This window comes from Nocardiopsis sp. NPDC006139 (genome assembly GCF_040614155.1).
In the GTDB taxonomy this organism is placed as follows: Bacteria; Actinomycetota; Actinomycetes; order Streptosporangiales; family Streptosporangiaceae; genus Nocardiopsis; species Nocardiopsis changdeensis.
The window spans coordinates 217,638-239,062 of sequence record NZ_JBEXTT010000003.1; the positions used below are offsets into that span (position 1 = coordinate 217,638).

Annotated in this window: 18 protein-coding genes; 15 read left to right on the forward strand and 3 right to left on the reverse strand. The window is 74.9% G+C overall.

Annotated elements, in window-relative coordinates; all coding sequences use genetic code 11:
- Nucleotides 1-154: 154 nt before the first annotated feature.
- The 14 genes from ABZ249_RS05385 to ABZ249_RS05450 all read left to right on the forward strand — a co-directional run bounded on the left by ABZ249_RS05385 (nt 155) and on the right by ABZ249_RS05450 (nt 17,480).
- Entirely contained in the window at nt 155-700 is a 546-nt protein-coding gene (locus tag ABZ249_RS05385; RefSeq protein WP_355257610.1) for a GNAT family protein, read from the forward strand.
- Nucleotides 701-878: 178 nt separating this feature from the next.
- Complete coding sequence (locus ABZ249_RS05390; protein WP_355257613.1) at nt 879-1,289, forward strand: hypothetical protein; 411 nt, start codon at nt 879-881, stop codon at nt 1,287-1,289.
- Nucleotides 1,290-1,505: 216 nt separating this feature from the next.
- Nucleotides 1,506-1,688, forward strand: coding sequence for a thiazolylpeptide-type bacteriocin (locus tag ABZ249_RS05395; protein WP_220564355.1), 183 nt, complete (start codon nt 1,506-1,508; stop codon nt 1,686-1,688).
- Nucleotides 1,689-1,981: 293 nt separating this feature from the next.
- Nucleotides 1,982-2,158 carry a thiazolylpeptide-type bacteriocin gene (locus ABZ249_RS05400; protein WP_073380607.1) on the forward strand — a complete coding sequence of 59 codons (177 nt, stop codon included), beginning with the start codon at nt 1,982-1,984 and terminating at the stop codon, nt 2,156-2,158.
- 322 nt (nt 2,159-2,480) lie between these two features.
- Nucleotides 2,481-3,467: an ABC transporter ATP-binding protein gene (locus ABZ249_RS05405; protein WP_355257618.1), complete on the forward strand. Its 987-nt coding sequence runs from the start codon at nt 2,481-2,483 to the stop codon at nt 3,465-3,467.
- Complete coding sequence (locus ABZ249_RS05410) at nt 3,464-4,342, forward strand: ABC transporter permease (protein WP_355257621.1); 879 nt, start codon at nt 3,464-3,466, stop codon at nt 4,340-4,342. The genes ABZ249_RS05405 and ABZ249_RS05410 overlap by 4 nt, the downstream gene beginning before the upstream one ends.
- On the forward strand, nt 4,339-7,029 hold the full coding sequence (locus ABZ249_RS05415) for a lantibiotic dehydratase (RefSeq protein WP_355257624.1): 2,691 nt from the start codon (nt 4,339-4,341) through the stop codon (nt 7,027-7,029). Before ABZ249_RS05410 ends, ABZ249_RS05415 begins: the two co-directional genes overlap by 4 nt.
- Nucleotides 7,026-8,162: a hypothetical protein gene (locus ABZ249_RS05420; RefSeq protein WP_355257627.1), complete on the forward strand. Its 1,137-nt coding sequence runs from the start codon at nt 7,026-7,028 to the stop codon at nt 8,160-8,162. The genes ABZ249_RS05415 and ABZ249_RS05420 overlap by 4 nt, the downstream gene beginning before the upstream one ends.
- Nucleotides 8,155-9,753 (forward strand): hypothetical protein, encoded by a 1,599-nt coding sequence (locus ABZ249_RS05425; protein WP_355257630.1) that lies wholly within the window; start codon nt 8,155-8,157, stop codon nt 9,751-9,753. The genes ABZ249_RS05420 and ABZ249_RS05425 overlap by 8 nt, the downstream gene beginning before the upstream one ends.
- Complete coding sequence (locus ABZ249_RS05430; protein WP_355257633.1) at nt 9,744-11,531, forward strand: TOMM precursor leader peptide-binding protein; 1,788 nt, start codon at nt 9,744-9,746, stop codon at nt 11,529-11,531. The genes ABZ249_RS05425 and ABZ249_RS05430 overlap by 10 nt, the downstream gene beginning before the upstream one ends.
- Nucleotides 11,528-12,952 (forward strand): hypothetical protein, encoded by a 1,425-nt coding sequence (locus tag ABZ249_RS05435; protein WP_355257636.1) that lies wholly within the window; start codon nt 11,528-11,530, stop codon nt 12,950-12,952. Before ABZ249_RS05430 ends, ABZ249_RS05435 begins: the two co-directional genes overlap by 4 nt.
- A 42-nt stretch (nt 12,953-12,994) precedes the next feature.
- Complete coding sequence (locus tag ABZ249_RS05440) at nt 12,995-14,746, forward strand: thiopeptide-type bacteriocin biosynthesis protein (protein ID WP_355257639.1); 1,752 nt, start codon at nt 12,995-12,997, stop codon at nt 14,744-14,746.
- 210 nt (nt 14,747-14,956) lie between these two features.
- Nucleotides 14,957-16,774 (forward strand): acyl-CoA dehydrogenase, encoded by a 1,818-nt coding sequence (locus ABZ249_RS05445; RefSeq protein WP_355257642.1) that lies wholly within the window; start codon nt 14,957-14,959, stop codon nt 16,772-16,774.
- A gap of 94 nt (nt 16,775-16,868) precedes the next feature.
- Nucleotides 16,869-17,480 carry a hypothetical protein gene (locus ABZ249_RS05450; RefSeq protein ID WP_355257644.1) on the forward strand — a complete coding sequence of 204 codons (612 nt, stop codon included), beginning with the start codon at nt 16,869-16,871 and terminating at the stop codon, nt 17,478-17,480.
- Nucleotides 17,481-17,713: 233 nt separating this feature from the next.
- On the opposite strand, the gene ABZ249_RS05455 is transcribed toward ABZ249_RS05450, so the two are convergent.
- From ABZ249_RS05455 to ABZ249_RS05465, 3 genes are all read right to left on the reverse strand, one after another.
- On the reverse strand, nt 17,714-18,073 hold the full coding sequence (locus tag ABZ249_RS05455; protein WP_220564343.1) for a VOC family protein: 360 nt from the start codon (nt 18,071-18,073) through the stop codon (nt 17,714-17,716).
- Nucleotides 18,074-18,138: 65 nt separating this feature from the next.
- Nucleotides 18,139-18,921: a GNAT family N-acetyltransferase gene (locus ABZ249_RS05460; RefSeq protein WP_355257647.1), complete on the reverse strand. Its 783-nt coding sequence runs from the start codon at nt 18,919-18,921 to the stop codon at nt 18,139-18,141.
- A gap of 64 nt (nt 18,922-18,985) precedes the next feature.
- A complete protein-coding gene (locus tag ABZ249_RS05465; protein ID WP_355257650.1) occupies nt 18,986-20,260 on the reverse strand; it encodes an MFS transporter in 1,275 nt (424 codons plus the stop codon).
- A gap of 596 nt (nt 20,261-20,856) precedes the next feature.
- On the opposite strand from ABZ249_RS05465, the gene ABZ249_RS05470 reads away from it, so the two are divergent.
- Entirely contained in the window at nt 20,857-21,219 is a 363-nt protein-coding gene (locus tag ABZ249_RS05470; RefSeq protein WP_220564341.1) for a hypothetical protein, read from the forward strand.
- The last annotated feature ends 206 nt before the right edge of the window (nt 21,220-21,425 follow it).

The window sequence follows — 21,425 nt, forward strand, 5'->3', positions numbered from 1 at the left end:
CGCGCCTCCCGCACCCGTGCGGTGGGGCCCGTCCTCCCGTCGCTTTCCTCCCGAAAATCAGGAGGAACCTCTCATATGACCCGCGTAGGGTTGGCCCGGTCCCCCGACCATGCCCGCCCCCTATCACCGCTGACCGTTTCGGACGAGGAGCCCGATGTACAGCACACCCCTCGGAGACGGCGCCGAGCTGCGCCCGCTCGAACCCTGGCACGCCCAGGAGTTCCTGGACCACATCGACCGGGGGCGGGAGTTCATCGGCCGTTACGTCGGCCTGCCCGACCTGGTCACCGACCTGGAGTCGAGCCGCGCCTACCTCCAGCGGTACGCGGACAGGACCGCCGCCGACACCGGGCGCATCTGCGGGATCCGGCTGGACGGGGAGCTCGTCGGCGGCGTGCTGCTGCCGCAGCTGGACACCTCCCAGGGCACCGCCGAGGCCGGCTGCTGGCTGGAGCCCGCCGCCTCCGGCCGCGGGCTCGTGACCCGGGCCGCCCGGGTGCTCATCGGCTGGGCGTTCGAGGAGCGCGGGGTGCACCGCGTCGAGTGGCACGTGGACACCGAGAACACGGCGAGCATCGCGGTGGCGCGCCGCCTGGGCATGACCCGGGAGGGTGTCATGCGCGGCAACTTCCTGTACCGGGGCAGCCGCCGCGACACCGAGATCTGGTCGGTCCTCGCCCCGGAGTGGAAGAACGCCTGATCCCCAGGATGCACGCCCCGGCGCCCCCGGGCGCCGGGCAGCACTCCCCGGGCACCCGCCTCGGCCCACGCCCCCGGCCGCACCCCGCACACCGGGCGCCGGACACGGCCCCCCGGCGTACACCCCGGGTGCCGGGTACGGCCTTCTGATCCGGGGGTCCGGCGCCTAGCATGGGGCCATGGCCATCAACGGTTCCTCCGTTCGGCGGCCCGGACCCCCCGGCCCGGACCCGGCCTGGGCGTGGATCGGCCCGGCCCTGGCCGGCCTGGTCTCCCTGGCGACCCTGGGCCTGATCTCCCCCCTCCTGCTCTGGTACGCCTTCCTCCGGCTGCGGAACCCGGTCTCGTTCCTGTGCGCGCTGGCCTCCTCGGCGCTGCTGGTGGCCCTCGCCCTCCTCGAGGGGACGGACGACCTCAACCTGCCGGTCGTCCTCGCCCTGTGGCTGGGCGGGTCCGCCGCCGTCCTCCGCCTCTTCCGCGCCCTGGCGGCGCGCCCGCCGACCGGCCCGGACCGGCGGCACGGCGACCGGGGCGCGGGCCCGGCGGCGCCCGGAGCCGTGCGCCCGGATCCCGCCGAACACCGCCGCTGAGCACCGCGGACCCCACCGGAAACAATCCTTGGAATTCCAGACCTTTCGGGACCCCATACCGAACCGCCCTCCCGGGCGTTTTCCATTGTTACGGGAACGCGAACCCGAGGACACGCTACGGAGAATGGTCGACACGGCCCCTATCCGCTTTCCGCGACGCATGTTATTTTCGTGCCGCCCGGGGGACCGCGCACGAAACGAACGAAGGGGCTCACCATGCCCGAATCCACGGCTCTGGACATCGACCTGCCCGAGCTGAACTTCGACGATATGGAGGTCATGAGCGTCCGCGAGGCCGTCGCCGTCCCCGAGACCGGCGCGACCAGCGGCTCCAGCAGCTGCACCTCCACCTCCTGCTGCGGCTCCAGCAGCTGCTGCTCCGGCGGTTCCTGCGGCTGACCCCGCCCACCGCCGACATGCCGGGACCGGGTCCCGGTGTGTGACCGACGGATCGCGCTCCACGTGCGGAGCGACCTTTCCACATCCCCCGTTCCACGACTCCCAAACCCCCCGTCGAGCATTCACGCTGCACAAGCGATAAACCCGTTGACCGTTTTCGGCCACCCCCTTGCCCGGGGACGGTCTCTCCGCAAGGAAAGACCCACCGACCCGATAGGGAAAAGCCGCGTCCGGTCGACCGGTCAAAGCGTGGACGAACGGGTGACGTTTTCTCTTCCACGAAAGGTTCCCCCATGCAGGACTCCCCCTCCATCGAACTGCCCGACCTCGACTTCTCCGACATGGAGGTCATGAGCGTCCGCGAGGCCGTCGCCGTCCCCGAGACCGGCGCGACCAGCGGCTCCAGCAGCTGCACCTCCACCTCGTGCTGCGGTTCCAGCAGCTGCTGCTCCTCGGGTTCGTGCGGCTGATCCGGCCCTGAACCGGATCGGCCATCCGATCCCGATCCGGATCGGTCATCCGGATCTGAAGCGGATCGGCTATCCGATCTGGAACCGGATCGGCCATCCGGCTCCTATCCGGACGGGCCATCCGGCTCTGAAGCGGATCGGCCATCCGAGGCCGATACGGATCGGGTGTCCGGTTTCCAACCGGATCGACCATCCGCTTCCGACCCGGCGCTGACCCGGACCCGGACCCGGATCCGGTCCGAGCCCTGCACCCAGGGCGGTTCCCCACCGGTCGGGGGGCCGCCCCCACCCGCGAACCCCACGAGAACACCGAGGGCAGCACGTGCACCCCAGCGACACCGGCGGCACCGGCGACCCCGCGCCCGCCGCCGCAGACGTCCCCACCGAACACGCCATCGAGGCCGCGGGCATCACCAAGGACTACGGCAAGGGCGAAGTCCTCCACGGCATCGACTACCGGGTGCCCACCGGCACGATCTCCGCCCTGCTCGGCCCCAACGGCGCCGGGAAGACCACCCTCATCGAGATCCTGGAAGGCCACCGCGGCCGCACCTCCGGCCGGCTGTCCGTCCTGGGGCTCGATCCCGGGAACCGCCGCGACTTCGCCCGGCTGCGCACCCGGATGAGCGTGGTCCTCCAGCAGTCCATGCTCGAACCCGGCCTGTCCGTGCGCGACATCCTGCGCCGCCACGCCTCCTACTACCCCGACCCGGTGGGCCTGGACGAGATCCTCGAACAGGTCGACCTCGCCGAGAAGCGCGGCGCCCTGGTCAAGTCCCTCTCCGGCGGCCAGCTCCGCCGCCTCGACCTGGCCCTGGCCCTGACCGGCCGCCCCGAGCTGCTCTTCCTCGACGAGCCCACCACCGGCCTGGACCCGGTGTCGCGCCGCCGCATCCGCGGCCTGGTCGCGGGGCTGCGCGACAGCGGCACCACCGTCATCCTCACCTCGCACGACCTGGCCGAGGTGCAGGAGCTGGCCGACCGGGTGGACGTCATCCGCGACGGCTCCTTCATCGCCTCGGGCACCCCGGACGAGCTGGTCCGGTCCTCCTCCGCGTTCACCGTCGTGGAGTTCGCCGACCCGGGCGTCGGCGCCGACCGCCTCCCCGCCGGGGCGAGCCTGGTCAACGGGCGGGTGCGCATCCACACCGACGACCAGGACTCCGTGGTCCGCGACGTCCAGGCCTGGGCGGAGCGGGAGAGGGCCACCATCAGCGGGCTGACCATCGTGCCGCCCACCCTCGACGACGCCTACCTGGCGATGCTCGACGCGGGCGCGGAGAAGACCACCTCGGGGAAGGCCGAATGAGCACCACCGACACCGCGCCCGCCGCACGCCGCGCGGGCGCCCGCGCCAACGGGCTGCGCACCTTCCTGCTGCACGTCGACGGGGAGCTCAAGGAGTTCTGGCGCTCCCCGATCACGCTGGCGTTCATCGTGCTGATGCCGGTGATGTTCTACCTCGGCTTCGGGTTCGCGTTCCGCTCCGAGGCCGACACGGTCCTGGACCTGGGCGACTACTCCATCACCCAGGCCAACCTGAGCTTCGGCGGCGTCCTGGGCTTCGCCCTGATGTCGGTGGCGTTCGCGAACGTGGCGATCGGGCTGGCCATCCGCCGCCACCACGGGCTGTTCAAGCGCTTCCGGACCACCCCGGTCAAGCCGGTCACGGTGATGGGCGCCTACCTCGCCAACACCCTGCTGACCACGGTCGTCGTGCTCGCGGTGATCGTCGTGATCGGCATGTTCATGGGCGTGAGCGTGCCGGCGGAGCGCGTCCCGCTGCTGCTGGCGGCGGTCGCACTCGGGTTCGTGTGCATGGCTCCGCTGGGCGCGGCGGCCTCCCTGCTGCCGCCCAACGCCGACGCCGCGGTGCCGATGATCAACGGCATCTTCTTCCCCACCGCGTTCCTGGCGGGCGGGTTCATCATCCTGCCGCTGGGCGACACCCTGGGCGCGATCGTGGACGTGCTGCCCGGGCGCCCGCTGACGGTGCTGCTGCACGGGGCCCTGTCGGAGGGCGGCCCGCTGTGGGACTGGCCGTCGGTGTGGCTGCTGCTGGGCTGGTCGCTGCTGGGCACCGTGGTGGCGCTGCGCTGGTTCCGGTGGGCGTCGGAGCGGGAGCCGCGCGGGTTCGGCGCGGGCAAGCGCAAGGACGCGGACGCGGGCACGGAGGGCGCGTGAGCACACCCGGTCCCGCCGACCGCTTCGAGCACGTGGAGGGCCCGTACCTGGTCTCCCGCGTGAACCTGTACCCCTACCGCCCGCTGCGTTCGGCCCGCGCCGACCTGGAGCGGGACCTGCTGCGCACCCTCGCCGACGAGGAGGCGCACCGCGAACGCATCCGCGACCACCTGTTGGAGGCCCTCCACCTGCTCGCCCCGACGCTGGAGGAGGAGGCGGACCGGCGGACCGCGCTCGCCGTCAAACGCGACGTCTTCAACCGGCGCCCGCCGCGCACGCCCCTGGTCGGCGACCCGCTGACCTGGCGGATCGGCGCGCTGGGCGAGTGGACCGACAGCTGGGAGCGGACCCGGGCGGCCACCGCCGCCCTGGACGACGCACAGCCGGCCGCGCTGGCCGAGGAGCGCGCCGAGCTCGCCGCGTGGGCGCGCGACCCGGCCACCGACCGCAGCACCGCGCTGTCCAGCCCGGACCTGCACCGGGCGGTGGCTGCGCGGGCCGCGGCCCCGGCCGACCGGGCCCCGGACAAGCGGATGCGCAAGGCCGAGCCGGCCCTGGTGCGCTACCACTCCCGGTCCACGGTCAAGGTGAGCCCGTACTCGCTGTACACCGGGGTGCACTTCGACGACCTGGAGCACCCGTCCTCGCCGACCCGGGACGGGGAGCCGCTGCGCTCCACCACCGTGGCGGGGCTGCGCCGGCTGCTGGTGCGCCAGGCCGCGCGGGCGCTGGCCGCCGACCCGGAGGCGCGCCCGGAGCTGGAGTGGGTGCTCACCGGCGGGGCGCGCCGCGAGGGAGACCGGCTGCTGGTGCGCCGCCGCCGCTGGGCGCCGCCCTCGCCGGGCGCGCGGGCGGAGGCGTTCGGCGAGGAGGAGGTGCGCCTGCCCCTGACCGGGGCCTGGGGCGCCCTGCTCTCCTCGCTGGAGCGGCGGGCGGCCCGGCCGGTGGTGCTGCGGGTCCTGGGCGAGGGGCTGGCCGCGGACCTGGGGCGGCCACCGGAGGCGCTGCGGGACGTGCTCGCCAAACTCATCGACGCCGGGGTGCTGGTGCCCTGGGCGCCCGCCGCCGAGCAGGACCCGGAGTACGACCGGCGCTGGCACGACCTGGTGCGGCGGCTGCCGGGCCGGACGGCGGCGCGGATGGAGGAGGCGTTCGACGCCACCGAGGAGGTCCTCAAGGGGTTCGCGGAGGCGGACGGCGCCGAGCGCGCCCGGTCGGTGACGCGCCTGTCGCGCCTGTGGTCGGCGGCGGTGACCCCGCCGGGGGCCGACCCGGTACCGCCGGAGGCCGCCTCCTCGCCCCTGGTCGAGGACTGCCACGTGTCCCGGGGAGCCCCGGTGCCGCGGGCGTGGACCCGGGAGTGGACGGCCGACCTGCGGCGGATCATGCCGCTGCTGTTCGCCCTGGACGACCAGCGGATGCTGTCGGGCGCGCTGGAGAGCGTGTTCGTGTCCCGCTACGGCGCGGGCGGGCGCTGCGACGACCTGGACGGGTTCGCGGTGCACGCGCGGGCCGCGTTCCCCCTGACCCAGCGGTTGATGGCCGGGGACCTGGACGGCGTCCCCGACCCGGGCGACGGCCTGCGCCGCCTGGTGGCGGCCCGGCGCCGGGCGGTCGACCACCTGGCCGAGCTGGCCCGGTCCACCGGGGAGGAGGCCGCGGTCGATCCGTCGGTGGTCGCCGAGATCGCCGACCTCCTGCCCGAGCGCGAGTTCACGGCGCGCCGCTCCCTGGCGGTGTTCGGCCAGCCCGACGGCGGCCGGCTCGTCCTCAACCACCTGTACGGCGGGCGGGCCCGGTACTTCAGCCGGTTCCTGTCCGCTCTGCCGGCGCGGGCCCGCGACCGGGTCGCCGAGCACGTGCGGCGATCGGGCCCGCCCGGCACCCCCACCGTCCACATGCGGTCGGCGCTGGGGTTCAACGCGAACCTGGCACCGCCGCTGGCCGGGGAGGAGCTGGCGCTGCGCGACGAGCCGGTGCTGCTGCCCGGCTCCGCCACCGCCGACCTGGCGCTGGTGCACACCCCGGACGGGCTGCGGCTGGTGCGGCGCGGCGGCACCGGCGCAGGCGCCGCGGACGCGGCGGACCGGGAGATCGACCCGCTGTACACGGGTTTCCTGGTCCCGCACGCGCTGCCCTACGACGAGATGCTCGTGGCGATGGTCGCGGACTCGCCGTTCTTCTCCTTCGGAGACACGGTGATGGACCTGCACGCCCGCTGGGAGGAAAACGGGTTCGCGGGCGCGGTGCCGCGCGTGCGCGCCGGGTCCGTCACCCTGTTCCGCCGACGGTGGGCGCTGGAGACCGCGGAGCTGGCGGCCCGCCCCGGCGAGTCCGCCGCGGAGCTGCACCGGCGGGTCAACACGATGCGGATGGCCCGCGGCATCCCCGACCAGGTGTTCGCGCGCCCGCTCCAGGGCTCCCGGCTGGGCCCGCTGGAGCGCGCGATGGCGCCCAAGCCGCAGCACATGGACTTCCTGAGCAGGCTGCACACGGCCACGGCCGCCAAGCGGCTCGACCACCTGGGTCCGCTGCTGCTCGTCGAGGAGATGTCCCCGGACCCGGCGGACGCGGGGCTCAGCGGCCCGCGCGGCCGGCACGCCACCGAGGTGTTCCTCGAACTGGCCGTCGTCCCCGCCGCCACCGAGGCGGCCGATCCCCCAGGCGAAGTGAGGCTGGTCCCGTGACCGTCGGACTCCGAGTGACCTACTACGACAGCGACAAGGCGGCCCTGCTGGGCGAGTGCCTGGTCCCGGCCGCGCGGGACGCGGCGGCCCGGCCGGGGATCACCGCGGCGTGGCTGCACCTGCACTGGCGGCTGGGCCCGCACTGCGTGCTGTACCTGGACGGGCGGGACGGGGCGGTGGCTGACGCCGCGGACCGGGCCGAGGCGCGGGCGCGGTCGTTCCTGGAGCGGCGGCCGTCCGCGGCGGCGCTGGACCCGGACAGGTACGAGGCGTTCTCCGAACGGCTGGGGCGCCTGGAGCTGGTGGAGCCCCCGTACACGCCGCTGGAGCCGGACAACTCGGTGCTGCGGCTGGACGGCGACCCGGTGGACACGTTCCTGCGCGGGCCGGAGGCGATCGCGCTCAAGGGGCGGGTGCTCACCGACGGGCTGGGGCTGGTCGCCGACCGGGTGGACGGGACGGGTGTGTTCGCGCACGTGTTCGCGGGGATGGGGGCCATCGCGTCGCAGTACCCCGAGTGGGGCCTGCGGTCGGGGTACCAGGCGTTCCTGTCCCATTGGAAGGAGTACTTCCACTGGTCGGACCCGGACGGGACCGCGCAGGCGCGGCTGGCGGAGTCCTACCGGTCCCAGCGCGGGGAGCTGGTGGCGCTGCTGGCCCCGATCCACGAGGGGCGGGCCGCCGACCCGTCGGCACCGGGCTGGCTGGAGTGGACGCGGCGGTGGCTGCCCGAGGCGGTGGAGCTGGCGCGGCGGGACCACATCCTGCCCTACCCCCACCAGGACCGGCTGACCGCGGCGTCGCGGTTCGGCGACGACGTGCGGGTGCGGTGGAGCGGGTCGGACGAGCGGTCCTACAGCGACTTCCACCGGGAGTTCCGCAAGCTGGACTTCACGCGGCTGGGGGACGGGTACGGGTTCGCGGCGTTCCGGTTCCTCATCAACTGCTTCTTCGACCTGCTGCCGCTGATGGGGGTGACCCCGATCCAGCGGTACTCGATCGCGTACCTGTTCACCGAGGCCGCCCAGGAGGTGGTGGGCGAGACCTGGGAGGAGACGGTGCGCCGGGTGGTGGAGCACCAACAGGGCGACCCGGGGCTGAAGCCGACCCTGCCGTGGAGGGGCGGTGCCTGAGCCGATGCTGCGGTTGAAGAGGGCCGTGCGGGCCCGGTCGCTGGCCGCCGAGGGGGTCGCCGTCAGCATGGGCGCGACCGCGGTGGTGCTGCGCGGCGCCCCGGCGGACGCGGTTTGGCGGGCGCTGGAGCCGGTGCTGCGCTCGGGGTTCACCCGGGAGGCGCTGGTCGGCGGGTTCCCCGAGAAGGGGCGGCCGGTGCTGACCGGCGTCCTCGACCAGCTGGAGGAGCACGGGTTCCTGCGCGAGGCCGAGGAGGAGCATGAGCTGGAGGGGACGGAGCAGGCCGTCTACCCGCACCTGGAGGCGCTGACCTCGCGGCCGTTCGCGGCGCTGCGGGCGCTGGGAGGCACGGCGGTGCGGGTGCGCGCGGAGTCGGTCCCGGTGGAGGCCGCGGTGCGCCGCGCCCTGGGCCGGGCGGGGTTCCGCGACGTGTCCGCCGACACCGGGCCGCCGGAACCGGGGGTGCTGGCCGCCGTCCGGTCCGCGGTGCCGGGGCACCCGGAGGCCCTGCACGTGATCGTCGCCGAACGCGGGGTGTGGGCGGCGGGGCCGCGCGACGCCCCGGCCTCCCCGGAGGCGCTCGCCGCGCTGCGCGCCTGGGCCGCGGCGCTGGACGAGCCCGCGGGGGCCGACCCGGGCGCACCGGGCTCGGAGGCGGCGCGCACGCTGGTGGCGGCGCAGCTGGCGCTGGCCGTGGTGGCGCACGTGGCCCGGGTGACGGAGGGCGCGGCGGGGGCGGCGAGCCCGGAGTTCCTGGTGACCACCGACGAACTGGTCTCCGAGCCCCACCGGCTGCCGCTGCTGCCGCCGCTGGACGCCGGGCGCACCGAGGACTTCCCGGCGGCGCCGGAGCCCGCGCCGCCGACCACCGACCGGCTGGACGCGCTCGCGCCCCTGTGGGACCGGGTGTTCGGCCCGGTGGGCGAGCCCGCGCCGGGCGACCTGCCCCAGCTCCCGGTGGGACTGGCCCGCACCGGGCGCCGGGGGGCGAGCGGCTGCGGCACCACCACCGCCCAGGCCCGGCTGGACGCGCTGATCGGCTCGCTGCACGCGGTGGCCTGGGGGTCCGCCCCCGGGGACGCGGGCCGCGGCCTGGGGTCGACGCGCGCCGAGGCGGTCGGCGACGCGGTCGGCGACCTGGTGCTGCGCGCGGGAGTGCCGTGGAAGGAGGTCGACCCGCCGGGTCCGATGTCCGCGGCCGCCCGCCGCCTGTGGGCGGCGCTCACGCTGCGGGCGGGTGTGGCCGCGACCGTCCGCTTCCACGAACTGGAGGGCGCCGGGCTGTGGCGGGCCGAGGTCCGCGCCGCCGGCACCGCCGCCCCGGACGCGCCCGCCGAGCCCGCGGTGCTCGCCTCCGGTGCGGCGGCCGACCCGGACGCGGCGCTGCGCGAGGCGCTGCTCCGCGCCGTCGCCGCCGTCCAGGGCGAGGACCTGCCCGGCCTGGCGGCCCACGCCGCCCGCACCCCCGACGCGGCCGCCTCCCTGGCCGCCTGGGCCGCCCACAGCGGCCGCGTCCAGGTGGCCGCCCCCGGCGGCGCGGCCCCCTGGGCCGCCCACGGCGTGCACTCGGCGGTGGCCGTATGGACGTGACCACCGAAATCCCCTCACCGGCGGGGGCGACCCTGGCGGAGCCCCTCACCCTGGCGGCCGGGGACGGGGTGCTGCACCTGGGGATGAGCGGCGGACTGGCCGTCGTCGGGCCGTGGGTCGGCGACGGGACCGGGTGCTCCCGGTGCGCGGGGCTGTGGCGGCGCGACCTGGAGGGCGACTCCTGCCCCGAGGGCGGCGAGCCCGAACTCCTCCCCCTGTGGGAGGACGCCTGGGCCGCCCTGGTCCGGTCGGCGGCCGCCGACCCCGGCGCCCTGCGGCGGGCGCTGTGGGCGCTGGACTGCCGCACCGGCGAGGTCACCCGGCACACCTTCGTCCCCCACCCGCGGTGCGCCCGCTGCTTCCCGGGCGGGGAGGGCCTGGGCGTGCCCGGCGGACTGGACCTCGACGCCCCGCGCCCGGTCCCCGGGCACGCGCTGAGGGTGCGGCGGATGGACCGCGAGGCGCTGCGCGAGCGGCTGCTGGACTTCCGCTTCGGCCCCGCCGCCCACCTGTACCGGGACGAGGAGTCCCCGCTGTCCCTGGTCACCTGCGAGACCGTCGCCCCCGGCCACACCCGGCGCGAGGGCGGCTACGGCCGCTCCACCCGGTTCACCGACAGCGAGGTCCCCGCGCTGCTGGAGGGCGTCGAGCGCGTCACCGGCGGCCACCGCCACACCGGCGCGCCCCGCGTGTGGGGCTCCTACGCCGCGCTGGCCGGGGACGCCGTCGACCCCGCCCGGCTCGGGCTCCACGAACCCGAGTGGTACGGCCACCCCGCCTTCGACCCGGTCCCCTACACCCCCCACACCCCCACCCACTGGGTCTGGGGGTGGTCCACCCGGGAGCGCCGCCCGGTGCTGGTCCCCGAGCACGTGGCGTTCTGGCACGCGGGCACCGCCGACACCCGCTTCCTGTACGAGTCGTCCAACGGCTGCGCCGTCGGCGGCGACCTCGCCGAGGCCGTCCTGTACGGGCTGTACGAGGTGATCGAGCGCGATGCCTTCCTGCTGGCCTGGTACTCGCGGACCCGGCTGCGCGAGGTCGACACCGCGGACCACCCCGGCCTGGTGCACCTGCTGGACCTGCTCGCCGAGCGGGGCCTGCGGCTGCGGGTCCTGGACGCCACCTCCGACCTGGGGGTGCCCACCGCGCTCGCGACGGTGACCGCCCCCGAGGAGGCGGTGCGCTCCGGGCTGGCGCCCGCGATGAGCCTGGCCACCGGCACCCATGCCGACCCGCACCGGGCGCTGATGGCGGCGGTGGAGGAGACCGCCACCAACGCGCTCATGTACCCCAAGTGGGTGCGCATGCGGGAGTCGGTGAGCGTGGAGCGGTGCCGCCCGATGCTGGACGACTTCACCCTGGTCAGGACTTTGGAGGACCACACCGGCATGCACGGGCTGTGGGAGGCCCGTCCGCACTGGGAGTTCCTGGAGCACCCGTCCGGGACGGTGCCGGCGGAGGAGTTCGCGGCCCGCGGGCCGTCCTCGTTCGCCGGGGCCGACCTGGGCGCGGTGCTGCGCGAACACCTGGCGGCGCTGCACGGCCTGGGCCTGGACGTGGTCGTCGTGGACCAGAGCAGCGCCCCGTACACGGAGGCCGCCGGGGTGCGGTCGGTCAAGGTGATCGTGCCGGGGGCGCTGCCGATGACGTTCGGCCACACCCACCGCAGGACGCGCGGCCTGGAACGGCTGGCCCGGGCGTCCGACCTGTTCGAGGGAGGTGTCCCGTGGGAGCGACCCGGCGAGGTGTACCCGGTCCCGCACCCGTTCCCGTGACGGCCGCGCAGGAGGCGCGGGCGCTGGCGGCGTTCCACGCGCAGTCGCACGACAAGGACGTGGAACCGGTGCGGACCCTGTTCTTCGGCCGGACGCTGGGCGATCCGGCGCTGCGGACGGCGGCCGGTGCGCCGCTGCCGGAGCCGACGCGGGGAGCGCTGGCCGCGCTGCGCGCGGCGGACGCCGCGGGGCCCGCGATCGGGGGCGGCTGGTCCCCGGGGGCGCGCCTGGCGGCGGCCTGCGCGGAGGCGGTGCGGGTGCGCCGGGTCTCCCCGGCCGACCGCTACCCGGTGCACCGCGCCTACCCGTCGCCGCGCGGGCTGTTCGGCGCCGACGTCTTCCTGCTGCCCGCCGAGGGCGGGGGCTGGTGCCTGCGGATGGACCCGCGCACCTGCGCACTGCACCCCTGGGCCGGGTCCCCGGTGCCCGACGACCTGGAGGCCGCCCTGGCCGGGGCGCGGGTCGCGGTGGCGGTGGACCACCGCCGTTACCCGCCCGAGTACGGACGGCTGCGGCCGTCGCTGGCGCTGCTGGAGGGCGGCCACCTGGCCGCGACCCTGGGCCTGGCGCTGACCCGGGCCGGGCTGGCCCCCCGCACCCTGTTCGCCCCCGCGGGGGTCCCGGTGCCCGAGGGCTTCGCCCCCTGCGCCCTGCTCACCACCGAGCCCGGTGCGGAGGCCGGAGGAACGGCCGGCGCCGACGACGCGGCGGCCGAACCGGCGGGTGCCACCGGAGCGGTGGAGGTCGGCGCCGGGGCCCTCGCCCGGGCCGCGGCGGTGGCGGCGCGCGCCGCGGCGGGGACGGGCCTGCGGGACTGGCTCGACGCGCGGACCAGCGGGGTGTCCACCGCCAACCTGGTCACCAGCGCGTACGTGTCCCCCGGGGACGGTGCCGGCGTCACCGCGGCCCTGGCGGCGGCACTGGCCGCCGCGGTCCCGGCCGCCCCCGCGGACACCCTGCGGCTGGACCGGGTCGTGCTCGCCGGGGACCGGGTCGACGACCGGGTCGCCGCCGAGCTGTACCCCGGCGGCGGCACCGGACCCGACCGCCCGGTGCCGCGCACCGGGGACACCAACGCCTCCTCCTCGCTGGGGTACACCCTGTCCGCGGACTTCGGGCCGTGGGCGCGGGCGTTCGGCGACCGCGCCCAGACCGCCCTGCACCCCCTGCTCGGCTGGATCGCCCAGTGGGGCTGCCTGGCCGCCGCGGGGAGCGGGCTGTGCGCCCGGCCCATGCGCAACTACACGGAGTCCGAATGGGCGGCCGTGCTCGGGCTGGGACCCGACACGACCCCCGCCTACCAGCTGTGGGTGCGCGCCGAGCGCGGCGCCTACCTGGACCTGCCCGTGGACGCCGTCCTGCCCGACCCGTCGCCCTCCACCACCCCCAACGGAAGCGCTACGCGCGCCCTCCTGCTCTGACCCGGCCCCCTCCCCCGTTCGCCGCGAGCCCGAAGGACCCCGATGAGCCGCACCTGGTCCGCCGTGTACGTCCACCTCCACCGCAGCCGCGAGGACATCGACGCGTTCCTGCTCGAACACCTGGCCCCGGCCGCCGACGCCCTGGTCTCGGACGGGGGCGCCAAGGCGTGGTTCTTCATCCGCTACTGGGCGGGCGGCCCGCACCTGCGGGTGCGGTTCCTGGACGCCGACCCCGACACCGTGCGCGGGTTCGCCGCCCGGATGCGAACGGCGGCCGCCCGCACCTCCGCCGCGGCCCTGGACCTGGCCCCGGACACCTACTACCGGGGGCTGCCGCAGGCCGACCACTCCGACTGGCACGCCGACGGCGAGGTCGCCGACGCGGTCTACGAGCCGGAGACCGAGCGCTACGGAGGCCCGGACGCGCTGGAGGTGTGCGAGGACTTCTTCTGCGCGAGCACCGCCGTCGCCCTGGCGGTGCTGCGGGCCGCGCCCCGGGCCGGGCAGCGGCAGGCGGTCGCCGCCGACATGGTGTCGCTGGCGTTCGGGGTGCTGGGGCTGGGCGACGTGGAGGCGGTGCGCCAGGCCCGCGGCTACCACGCCGCCTGGGACTTCTCGGCGGAGGTGGCGCGGGGCGGCGACACCCCCCGGCTGGAGGCGGAGCGGCTGTTCCACTCCGCCCCGGCCAAGTGGCTGCAACGGCGTTCGGTGCTGGAGCGGCTGGTGTCGCAGGAGGGCGGCAGCACCCACCACCTGTGGACGCGGGCGCTCGGGGAGACCGTGGACCGGCTGCGGGCGCTGCACGCCGGGCGGCCGCTGGCCAACGACCTCACCCGGATCGTGTGGTCGCTGCTGCACATGCACCACAACCGGCTGGGGCTGGACATCGACGACGAACGGCGGATCGTCTGGCTGGTGTCGCTGGCGTACCCGCGCTGGGAGGCGGCCCCGGACTACTTCGCGGACGGGGCGGCCGCCCCGGACCGGGTCTACGCGGAGGCCTCCAAGTACCGGGCCGAGGGCATCGCCACGGCGCAGCTGCCCCGGCCGGTCCCGCCCCCGGCAGAGCCGGCGGAGGCCCGCCCGTCGTCCGCCACCCCCGACGGACGGCCCGCGGCCGACGACCCCTTCCCCTGGGCGCCCGTCACGGAGCTGCCTCCCCCGCCGCCGCTCACCGCCCCGCTGAGCGAGGTGCTGGCCCGCAGGTCCAGCGCGCACGGCGCCTACGGGCCCGGGCCGACCCTGGCGGAGCTGTCGTCACTGCTGGGGCACGCCGCCGGGATCAGCGCCGAACGCGCCGGGGAGCCGGGGCGGCACCGGCCGCCGCGCAACCACCCCAGCCCGGGCGGGGCGTACGCGACCGAGGTGTGGGCGGTGGTGCGGGACGTGGCTGGCCTGGAGCCGGGCACCTACCGCTACCGGCCGCAGGGGCACGCGCTGGTGCGGGCGGACGGGCCGGTGCCGGTGGAGCGGCTGACGGCGCTGTCCCCCTTCCTGCGCCCGTCGGCGGACGGGATGCCCGGCATGGTGACGGCGAGCGCGGGCGCGTTCGTGTTCCTGGTCGGCGATGTCGGCCGGCTGCGGGCGGGGTACGGGCAGCGGGCGCTGCGGCTGCTGTTCCAGGAGGCGGGGCACATCGCGCAGAACGTGACGCTGTGCGCGACCGCCCTGGGGCTGCGCAGCCTGGTGATCTCGGGGTTCGCCGACGACGCGGCGCACACGCTGCTGCACCTGGACGGGATCGACCGGGTGGTGCTGACCCTGGTCCCGGTGGGCGGAGGGGGCGCCGTCTGAGGGCCGCGCGCCGGCGCGGGCGCCCGACCGCTCCCCGGCCGTCCGGTCCGCCCCGTTCCACCAGGCGTTTCGCCACATCCCCCTGTCCGACGGGACACAGCCTCCTCCCCCTACTGGCGCAGAGCGCTACTCGGTAGTAACATTGACTTGTTACTAGTCGGTAGATCCGCGTGTACAGACACCGCGGCCAGGGACACAGCGGAGCTGTCCATGACGCATTACAAGAGCAACCTGCGCGACATCCAGTTCAACCTCTTCGAGCTGTTCAACCGCCAGGACATCCTGGGCCAGGGCCCGTTCGAGGAGCTGGACGAGGAGACCGCGCGGACGATCCTGGACGAGGTCAACCGCCTCGCGACCGGCGTCGTCGCCGAGTCGTTCGAGGACGCGGACCGCAACCCCCCGGTCTTCGACCCCAAGACCAACACCGTCCGGATCCCCGAGAGCCTGAAGAAGTCGTACCAGGCCTACATGGACGCCGGCTGGTACAACCTCGACCTCCCGCAGGAGCTCGACGGCCTCGGCGCGCCCCGTTCCCTCGTGTGGGCCGCGGCCGAGCTGATCCTGGGCGCCAACCCGTCCATCCACATGTACTCCGCCGGTCCGGGCTTCGCGAGCATCCTCTACTCCGAGGGCAACGAGAAGCAGAAGGAGTTCGCCCGGCTCGCCATCGAGCGCGGCTGGGGCGCCACCATGGTGCTGACCGAGCCCGACGCGGGCTCCGACGTCGGCGCCGGCCGCACCAAGGCCACCGACCAGGGCGACGGCACCTGGCACATCGAGGGTGTGAAGCGCTTCATCACCTCGGCCGAGCAGGACATGACCGAGAACATCTTCCACCTGGTGCTGGCGCGCCCCGAGGGCGCGGGCCCCGGCACCAAGGGCCTCTCGCTCTTCCTCGTCCCCAAGTACCTGGTCAACGAGGACGGCTCCCTCGGTGAGCGCAACGGCGCCTACGTGACCAACGTCGAGCACAAGATGGGCCTGAAGGCCTCCACCACCTGCGAGCTGACCTTCGGCGACAAGCACCCCGCCATCGGCTACCTCGTCGGCGACAAGCACGACGGCATCCGCCAGATGTTCCTCATCATCGAGTACGCGCGCATGATGGTCGGGACGAAGGCGATCGCCACCCTGTCCACCGGCTACCTCAACGCCCTGGAGTACGCCAAGGAGCGCGTGCAGGGCAACGACCTCGCCGGCGCCAAGGACTCCCCGAAGGTCACCATCACCCACCACCCGGACGTGCGCCGCAGCCTCATGACGCAGAAGTCCTACGTGGAGGCCATGCGCGCCCTGGTCACGCTGACGGCCACGCAGCAGGACGCCATCCAGATCGCCAAGGCCAAGGGCGAGGACCACTCCGCGCTGGAGGCCATGAACGACCTCCTGCTCCCGATCGTCAAGGGTGTCGGCTCCGAGCGCTCCTACGCGCTGCTGGCCGAGTCGCTGCAGACCCTGGGCGGCTCCGGCTTCCTGCAGGAGTACCCGATCGAGCAGTACATCCGCGACGCCAAGATCGACACCCTCTACGAGGGCACCACCGCCATCCAGGCCCAGGACTTCTTCTTCCGCAAGATCCTGAAGAACGGCGGCCAGGCGCTGGGCACCCTCGCGGGCGAGATCAAGGCCTTCGCCAACAGCGAAGCGGGCAACGGGCAGCTCAAGGAGGAGCGCAAGCTGCTCCTCGAGGCGACCGAGAACGTCGAGAAGATCGTCGAGGTCATGGTCGGCCACGCGATGGGCGCCGCCGAGAACCCGCGCGAGCTGTACAAGGTGGGCCTCAACTCGGTCCGCCTGCTCATGGCCTTCGGCGACGTGGTCCTGGGCTGGCTGCTGCTGCGCCAGGCCGAGGTCGCGCTGAACAAGATCGACGGCGCCCAGGGCGACGACAAGGACTTCTACACCGGCAAGATCGCCGCCGCGCGCTTCTTCGCCGACCAGTTCCTGCCGCGCATCGCCGCCGAGCGCCGCATCGCGGAGAACGTCACCAACGACCTCATGGAGGTCCCCGAGTCCGCCTTCTAGGTCCGGACCCGGAACCGAAACCGCCACCGCGAAGGGGGCGGGGCCGCACGGCCCCGCCCCCTTCCGCGTCGTCGGTACCCGCTAGAGTCCCGGCATGCACCGACCGAGCCTGCCCGAGGACCTCCTGCCGGCCGACCGCCTGTGGGCGCGCGCCGTGCTGCTGCACCTGTTCGACGCGGACATCACCTTCGACGGGAGCGAGGTGTCGTGCCCGGACGGGGGCGGGGGCTCCTGGTGGTGGTCTTTGGGCCGCCGGCCGGGCGGGCGCGCGTTCTTCTGGGGCCAGGACGCCGACGGCAGCCACGGACACCTGCGGGACGACCCGGTGGACTTCCTCGCCGGGGGCCCGGAGTGGCTGCCGTGGGACGAGCTGAGGCACGAGGCGGCCGGGATGACCATCGGCTACCTGTACTGGTGGCAGGACGGCGCCTGGGCGCGGGCGCCCTACCCGGACGACCTCGAGGACGACGGGCTGGCCATGTCGGTGCCCTGGGCGGGCGGCGGCCCCGAGGGGGTGCTCGCGCAGACGCCGGTCGAGGGCCGGGAGACCGAGGAGGCCGTCCTGGCCTTCCTCGACCGCCTGGAGCGGGGGACCGCGGACGAGGCGGCCGTGCGGGCGCTGGCCGGGGCCCTGCGGGGCGGGGACGACCCCGCCCTGGACCCCGACCGCGCCCTGGCGTCGCTGCGCGCCGCCGGCCTGGTCTAGGCTGTGCTCTTTTGAACCTCCGCTCCGCTTCGGCCCGCCCGTCGCCCGCCACCGCCCTCAACGGACGGCCTGCGGCCGCAGCCCGGCCACCTTGTTCGGCGCCCCCCGAGGGCGGGAACCTTCGGCCCTACGTCGACATCCTCGTTCCTCGGACGTCTCCTCCGGGCCTCCAGAACCCCGCCGGGCGCCTCACAAACCCCCAGCAGCACAAGCGAACGTTCAAAGAACCGTCCCTAGGACTCGGCCCAGACGCCGAGTTCGTTGCCCGCGGGGTCGGCGAAGTGGAAGCGCCGCCCGCCGGGGAAGGCGTAGGGGCCCGCCAGGATGCGGCCTCCCGCGCGCTCGACCGCCGCGGCCGTGGCGTCCAGGTCGTCGGAGAACAGCAGCACCAGGGGGCCGCCGCCGCGGTGTCCGCTCCCCTGCGGGTTGAGCCCGCCGACCTCCCGGTCGCCGGGCCCCCGGATGCCCGCGTAGTTCGGGCCGTAGTCGTTGAACCCCCACCCGAACGCCTCGGCGTAGAAGCGCTTGGAGGCCTCCAGGTCGTCGGCGGGGAGCTCGATGTAGTCGATGCGGTGGTGCTGTGGTGACGTCATGCGCCCATCCTCCGCCATCCCGCCGACCTTCCCGCGCCCCCGCCACGCCCCGGCGCCGGGCCCTCCTACCGGCCGTCGGCGGCCGGGGGCGTCCAGACGTAGGGGGTCGTGGTGGTGACGGCGGTGAAGCCCAGGCGGCGCAGGATGGGGGCGCTGTCGGGGGAGGCGTCGACCTGGAGGTAGCGGACGCCCATGGCGACCGCCAGGCGGGCGCGCTCGGCGACGGTCGCCCGGTAGATCCCCCGGCCGCGCCACTCCGGGAGCGTGGAGCCGCCCCACAGGCCCGCGTGCCCCTCCTCCGGGCGGGCCTCCAGGCGCGCGGCGCACACGACCTCCTCCCCGGCCTCCGCCACCAGGACGACGGTGCCCCGTGGGTTCGCGGCGAGCTGCGCGGCGAGGTCGTCCGCCACCCAGGACCGGTCGTCCCCCCACACGCGGCCCTGGAAGGCGGCGATGCGCTCCAGGTCGGCCCGCTCCTCCACCCGGCGCAGCACGACCCCCTCGGGCGGCACGGGCTCGGCGGCGACGTCCTCCGCCGGGGCGATCATGACCGTCTCCTCTTCCTCCGGCTCGAACCCCGCGGCGCGCAGCCGGTCGGTCAGGTCGGCGGGCAGGTCGTGGCCGTGGGTCTTCCACTCCACCGCCTGCCCGAGCCCGGCGAAGCGGTCCCGCTGGCGGGCGATGAGCCGGTCCAGGTCGGCCCCGCCCACCCGGAGGTCGGCGGGAGCGGCGACGAACCCCCGGTGGCCGCCGAGGAGCCGCACCAGCGGCCCGTCGTGTTCGGCGGTGACACCGGCGGGCAGGGGGTCGGGCAGGGCGCGCACGTGCGCGTCGTAGAAGGCGAGCATGACGGACATCCTCTCCGCCCCCGGCGTCCCGCGCACGCGCTTTCCCCGCGCGCCCCGGCCGCCCTCAGCGGCGGCGCAGGACGAGGGCGGCGAGCACGCCGCCCGACAGCAGCGTCGTCGCGCAGATCGGCAGGAACGCCAGTCGGAACGCGTCCGGCCCCGGCGGCAGCGCCTGGAGGATCGCCCCGGCCGCCACGGTGCACGCCACCGCCGTGGTGAACCCGCTCATGTTGACCAGTCCGGAGGCGACCCCGGTGCGCCCCGCGGGGATCCCGTCGCGCGCGTAGTCGAAGGAGATGGTGGGCGCCAGCGTCTGCCCGACCGCGCACACCGCCATGACCGCCAGTCCGACCCCCGTGGGCACCCCGCCGGGCCAGGCGACCAGCAGCACGAGGCCCAGGCCGATGACGGAGACCAGGGTGAGGGCCAGCCCTCCGCGCAGCGCCGGCCTGCGGCCGACCAGCGCGCCCACCAGCGGGGCCGTCCACAGCGCCCCGGCGGCCAGCGCGGTGAGGGTGAGGGCGGCGGTGCCCTCGGCCAGCCCCAGCCCGGTGACGAGGAAGGGGTAGCCCCACAGCACCATCATCATCGTGAAGGGCGCCATGATCGCCGCGTGGTGCGCCATGCCGATGCGCGGCCCGCGCGCGGACAGGGCCTCCTTGAGCGCCGCCCACACGGGGATGGGGTCGATGACGGTGGAGTGCCCGGCCGCGCCCTCCGGACGGTCGCGCACGACCGCCAGCACGAGCAGCGCGACCAGCAGGGTGAGCCCGGTGGTGGTGAGGAACGCCGCGACCCAGCCGACCCCGCCCAGCGCCCAGGCCAGGGGCGCGGCGCTGGCGACCTGGCCGGTGCCGCCGACCACGCCCGTCAGCCCGCTGACGAGGGCGTAGCGGGAGCGCGGGAACCACAGCGCGGCCAGGCGGATGACGTTGAGGAAGACCAGGGCGTCGCCCAGTCCGATGAGGAAGCGCCCGGCGATCGCGGCCTCGATGCCCGGGGCCAGCGCGAACAGGCAGGAGCCGCCCGCCATCGCGACCATGCCGATGACTAGGGTGAAGCGGGGGCCGAGGCGGTCCGCGAGCAGACCCGTGGGCACCTGGAGCAGGACGTAGACGAGGAGCTGGAGCATCGGCAGCAGCGAGAGCACCGCGGGCCCGACGTCGAAGCGCGTCTGCGCCTCCAGGGCGGCGACGCCCAGGCCGTTGCGGTGGACCATCGCCAGGAAGTAACCGATCACGGCGACGCCCCAAACCACCCAGGCGCGGGCGCCGCCCGAGGGCTCTGCGGGAACGGCCGTCTCCTTCGTCCTGTCACCGGATGTCTGAGTCTGGGTCACGGGCACTTCTCTCGTAGAGGTCTGACCATTCCAGTCTCCTCCAGTGCGGCGACCCGTCCCCACACCGGGGGTGCGGACGGCCCCGGAACACCGCGCCGTCGGCGGTCGGCCCTCATCCCGGCGAAAGGCACCGCATCCCCCCGGACGGGGCAAAGGCGACCGCTCCAAGGGTCAAGGACATGCAAGCCGGGCAAAGTGACACAGAGCAATGGTCGACCCACCAGGAGTCCCGGAACCGGGTGACTCTCCCGACAGGCGACCCGGGATTACCGATGAGTAATCGTCATCCAGTGCCTCGGAGACTTGTTCGAAAAACATGGCCTGACCTGCATGTCTCATACGACACGTGGTCGAGACCCTTTCGTTAAATGTGACATTGGTCACTCTCAGAACTCTCGACTGCCGGGGGTGAGGTGCTGCTAGCATCCGGAACGCAAAGAATAACTACGAGGTAACGACAACCTCTGAACCTCACCAACTTTGTGGAGGGAAGCCGTCAACGCCCCAGGACGGGACGGCGGACCTCGAACCGCGGCGACGTGGCCGCAACCGCCACACAGGCCATGACCGCGGCAACCGAGACACTGGAGACGACCTTGAGTCACTGGCGACTGAACAACCCCCGGGCCTCCCGGGTGAAGTCGGCACTTGCCAGACGGGTCAAGCACAAGCCCCGCCACGCCTTCTGCGCACAGCGCGCGATCACGGCCCTGCTGGGCGAACTCTCCGCCTCCACCTCCCGCCAGTTCTACTGGTCCGGGACCTCGGACATGGCCGTCATGTCGGTGAAGCACGACGTCAACGTGTGGTGCCGCGACGGCCGTTTCTTCTGGAACGACCTCTTCCAGGGCGGCACCATGTCGCACCCGGCCAGCGACCCGGTCGGCGCCGCCGAGAAGCTCAACCCGGTCGCCCTCCCCCCTGAGCCGTCGTACCGCTCCCAGCCGGTCGCCGCCTGACCGCCGCCCCGCACCCGGGCCCGCGCCCGGCGGACACGGGGTGAGCCACGACAGGGCGCACCGCGTCCCCTAGGACTTCCACGGCCGACCCACCGCACGGTGGGTCGGCCGTCGTGCTGTTCCCCCCGCCCCGGCTCCCGCCCACACGGCCGCCCGTCCGCCCTTTCGGGCCCGGCCTCCCCGGCATGGGCGCACCGCCGCCCCGG

Bases quoted from the DNA above. Each gene is read 5' to 3' on its own strand.
- ABZ249_RS05385 (WP_355257610.1), top strand. From the start codon at position 155: ATGTACAGCACACCCCTCGGAGACGGCGCCGAGCTGCGCCCGCTCGAA.
- ABZ249_RS05390 (WP_355257613.1), top strand. From the start codon at position 879: ATGGCCATCAACGGTTCCTCCGTTCGGCGGCCCGGACCCCCCGGCCCG.
- ABZ249_RS05395 (WP_220564355.1), top strand. From the start codon at position 1,506: ATGCCCGAATCCACGGCTCTGGACATCGACCTGCCCGAGCTGAACTTC.
- ABZ249_RS05400 (WP_073380607.1), top strand. From the start codon at position 1,982: ATGCAGGACTCCCCCTCCATCGAACTGCCCGACCTCGACTTCTCCGAC.
- ABZ249_RS05410 (WP_355257621.1), top strand. From the start codon at position 3,464: ATGAGCACCACCGACACCGCGCCCGCCGCACGCCGCGCGGGCGCCCGC.
- ABZ249_RS05430 (WP_355257633.1), top strand. From the start codon at position 9,744: ATGGACGTGACCACCGAAATCCCCTCACCGGCGGGGGCGACCCTGGCG.
- ABZ249_RS05440 (WP_355257639.1), top strand. From the start codon at position 12,995: ATGAGCCGCACCTGGTCCGCCGTGTACGTCCACCTCCACCGCAGCCGC.
- ABZ249_RS05445 (WP_355257642.1), top strand. From the start codon at position 14,957: ATGACGCATTACAAGAGCAACCTGCGCGACATCCAGTTCAACCTCTTC.
- ABZ249_RS05450 (WP_355257644.1), top strand. From the start codon at position 16,869: ATGCACCGACCGAGCCTGCCCGAGGACCTCCTGCCGGCCGACCGCCTG.
- ABZ249_RS05455 (WP_220564343.1), bottom strand. From the start codon at position 18,073: ATGACGTCACCACAGCACCACCGCATCGACTACATCGAGCTCCCCGCC.
- ABZ249_RS05460 (WP_355257647.1), bottom strand. From the start codon at position 18,921: ATGCTCGCCTTCTACGACGCGCACGTGCGCGCCCTGCCCGACCCCCTG.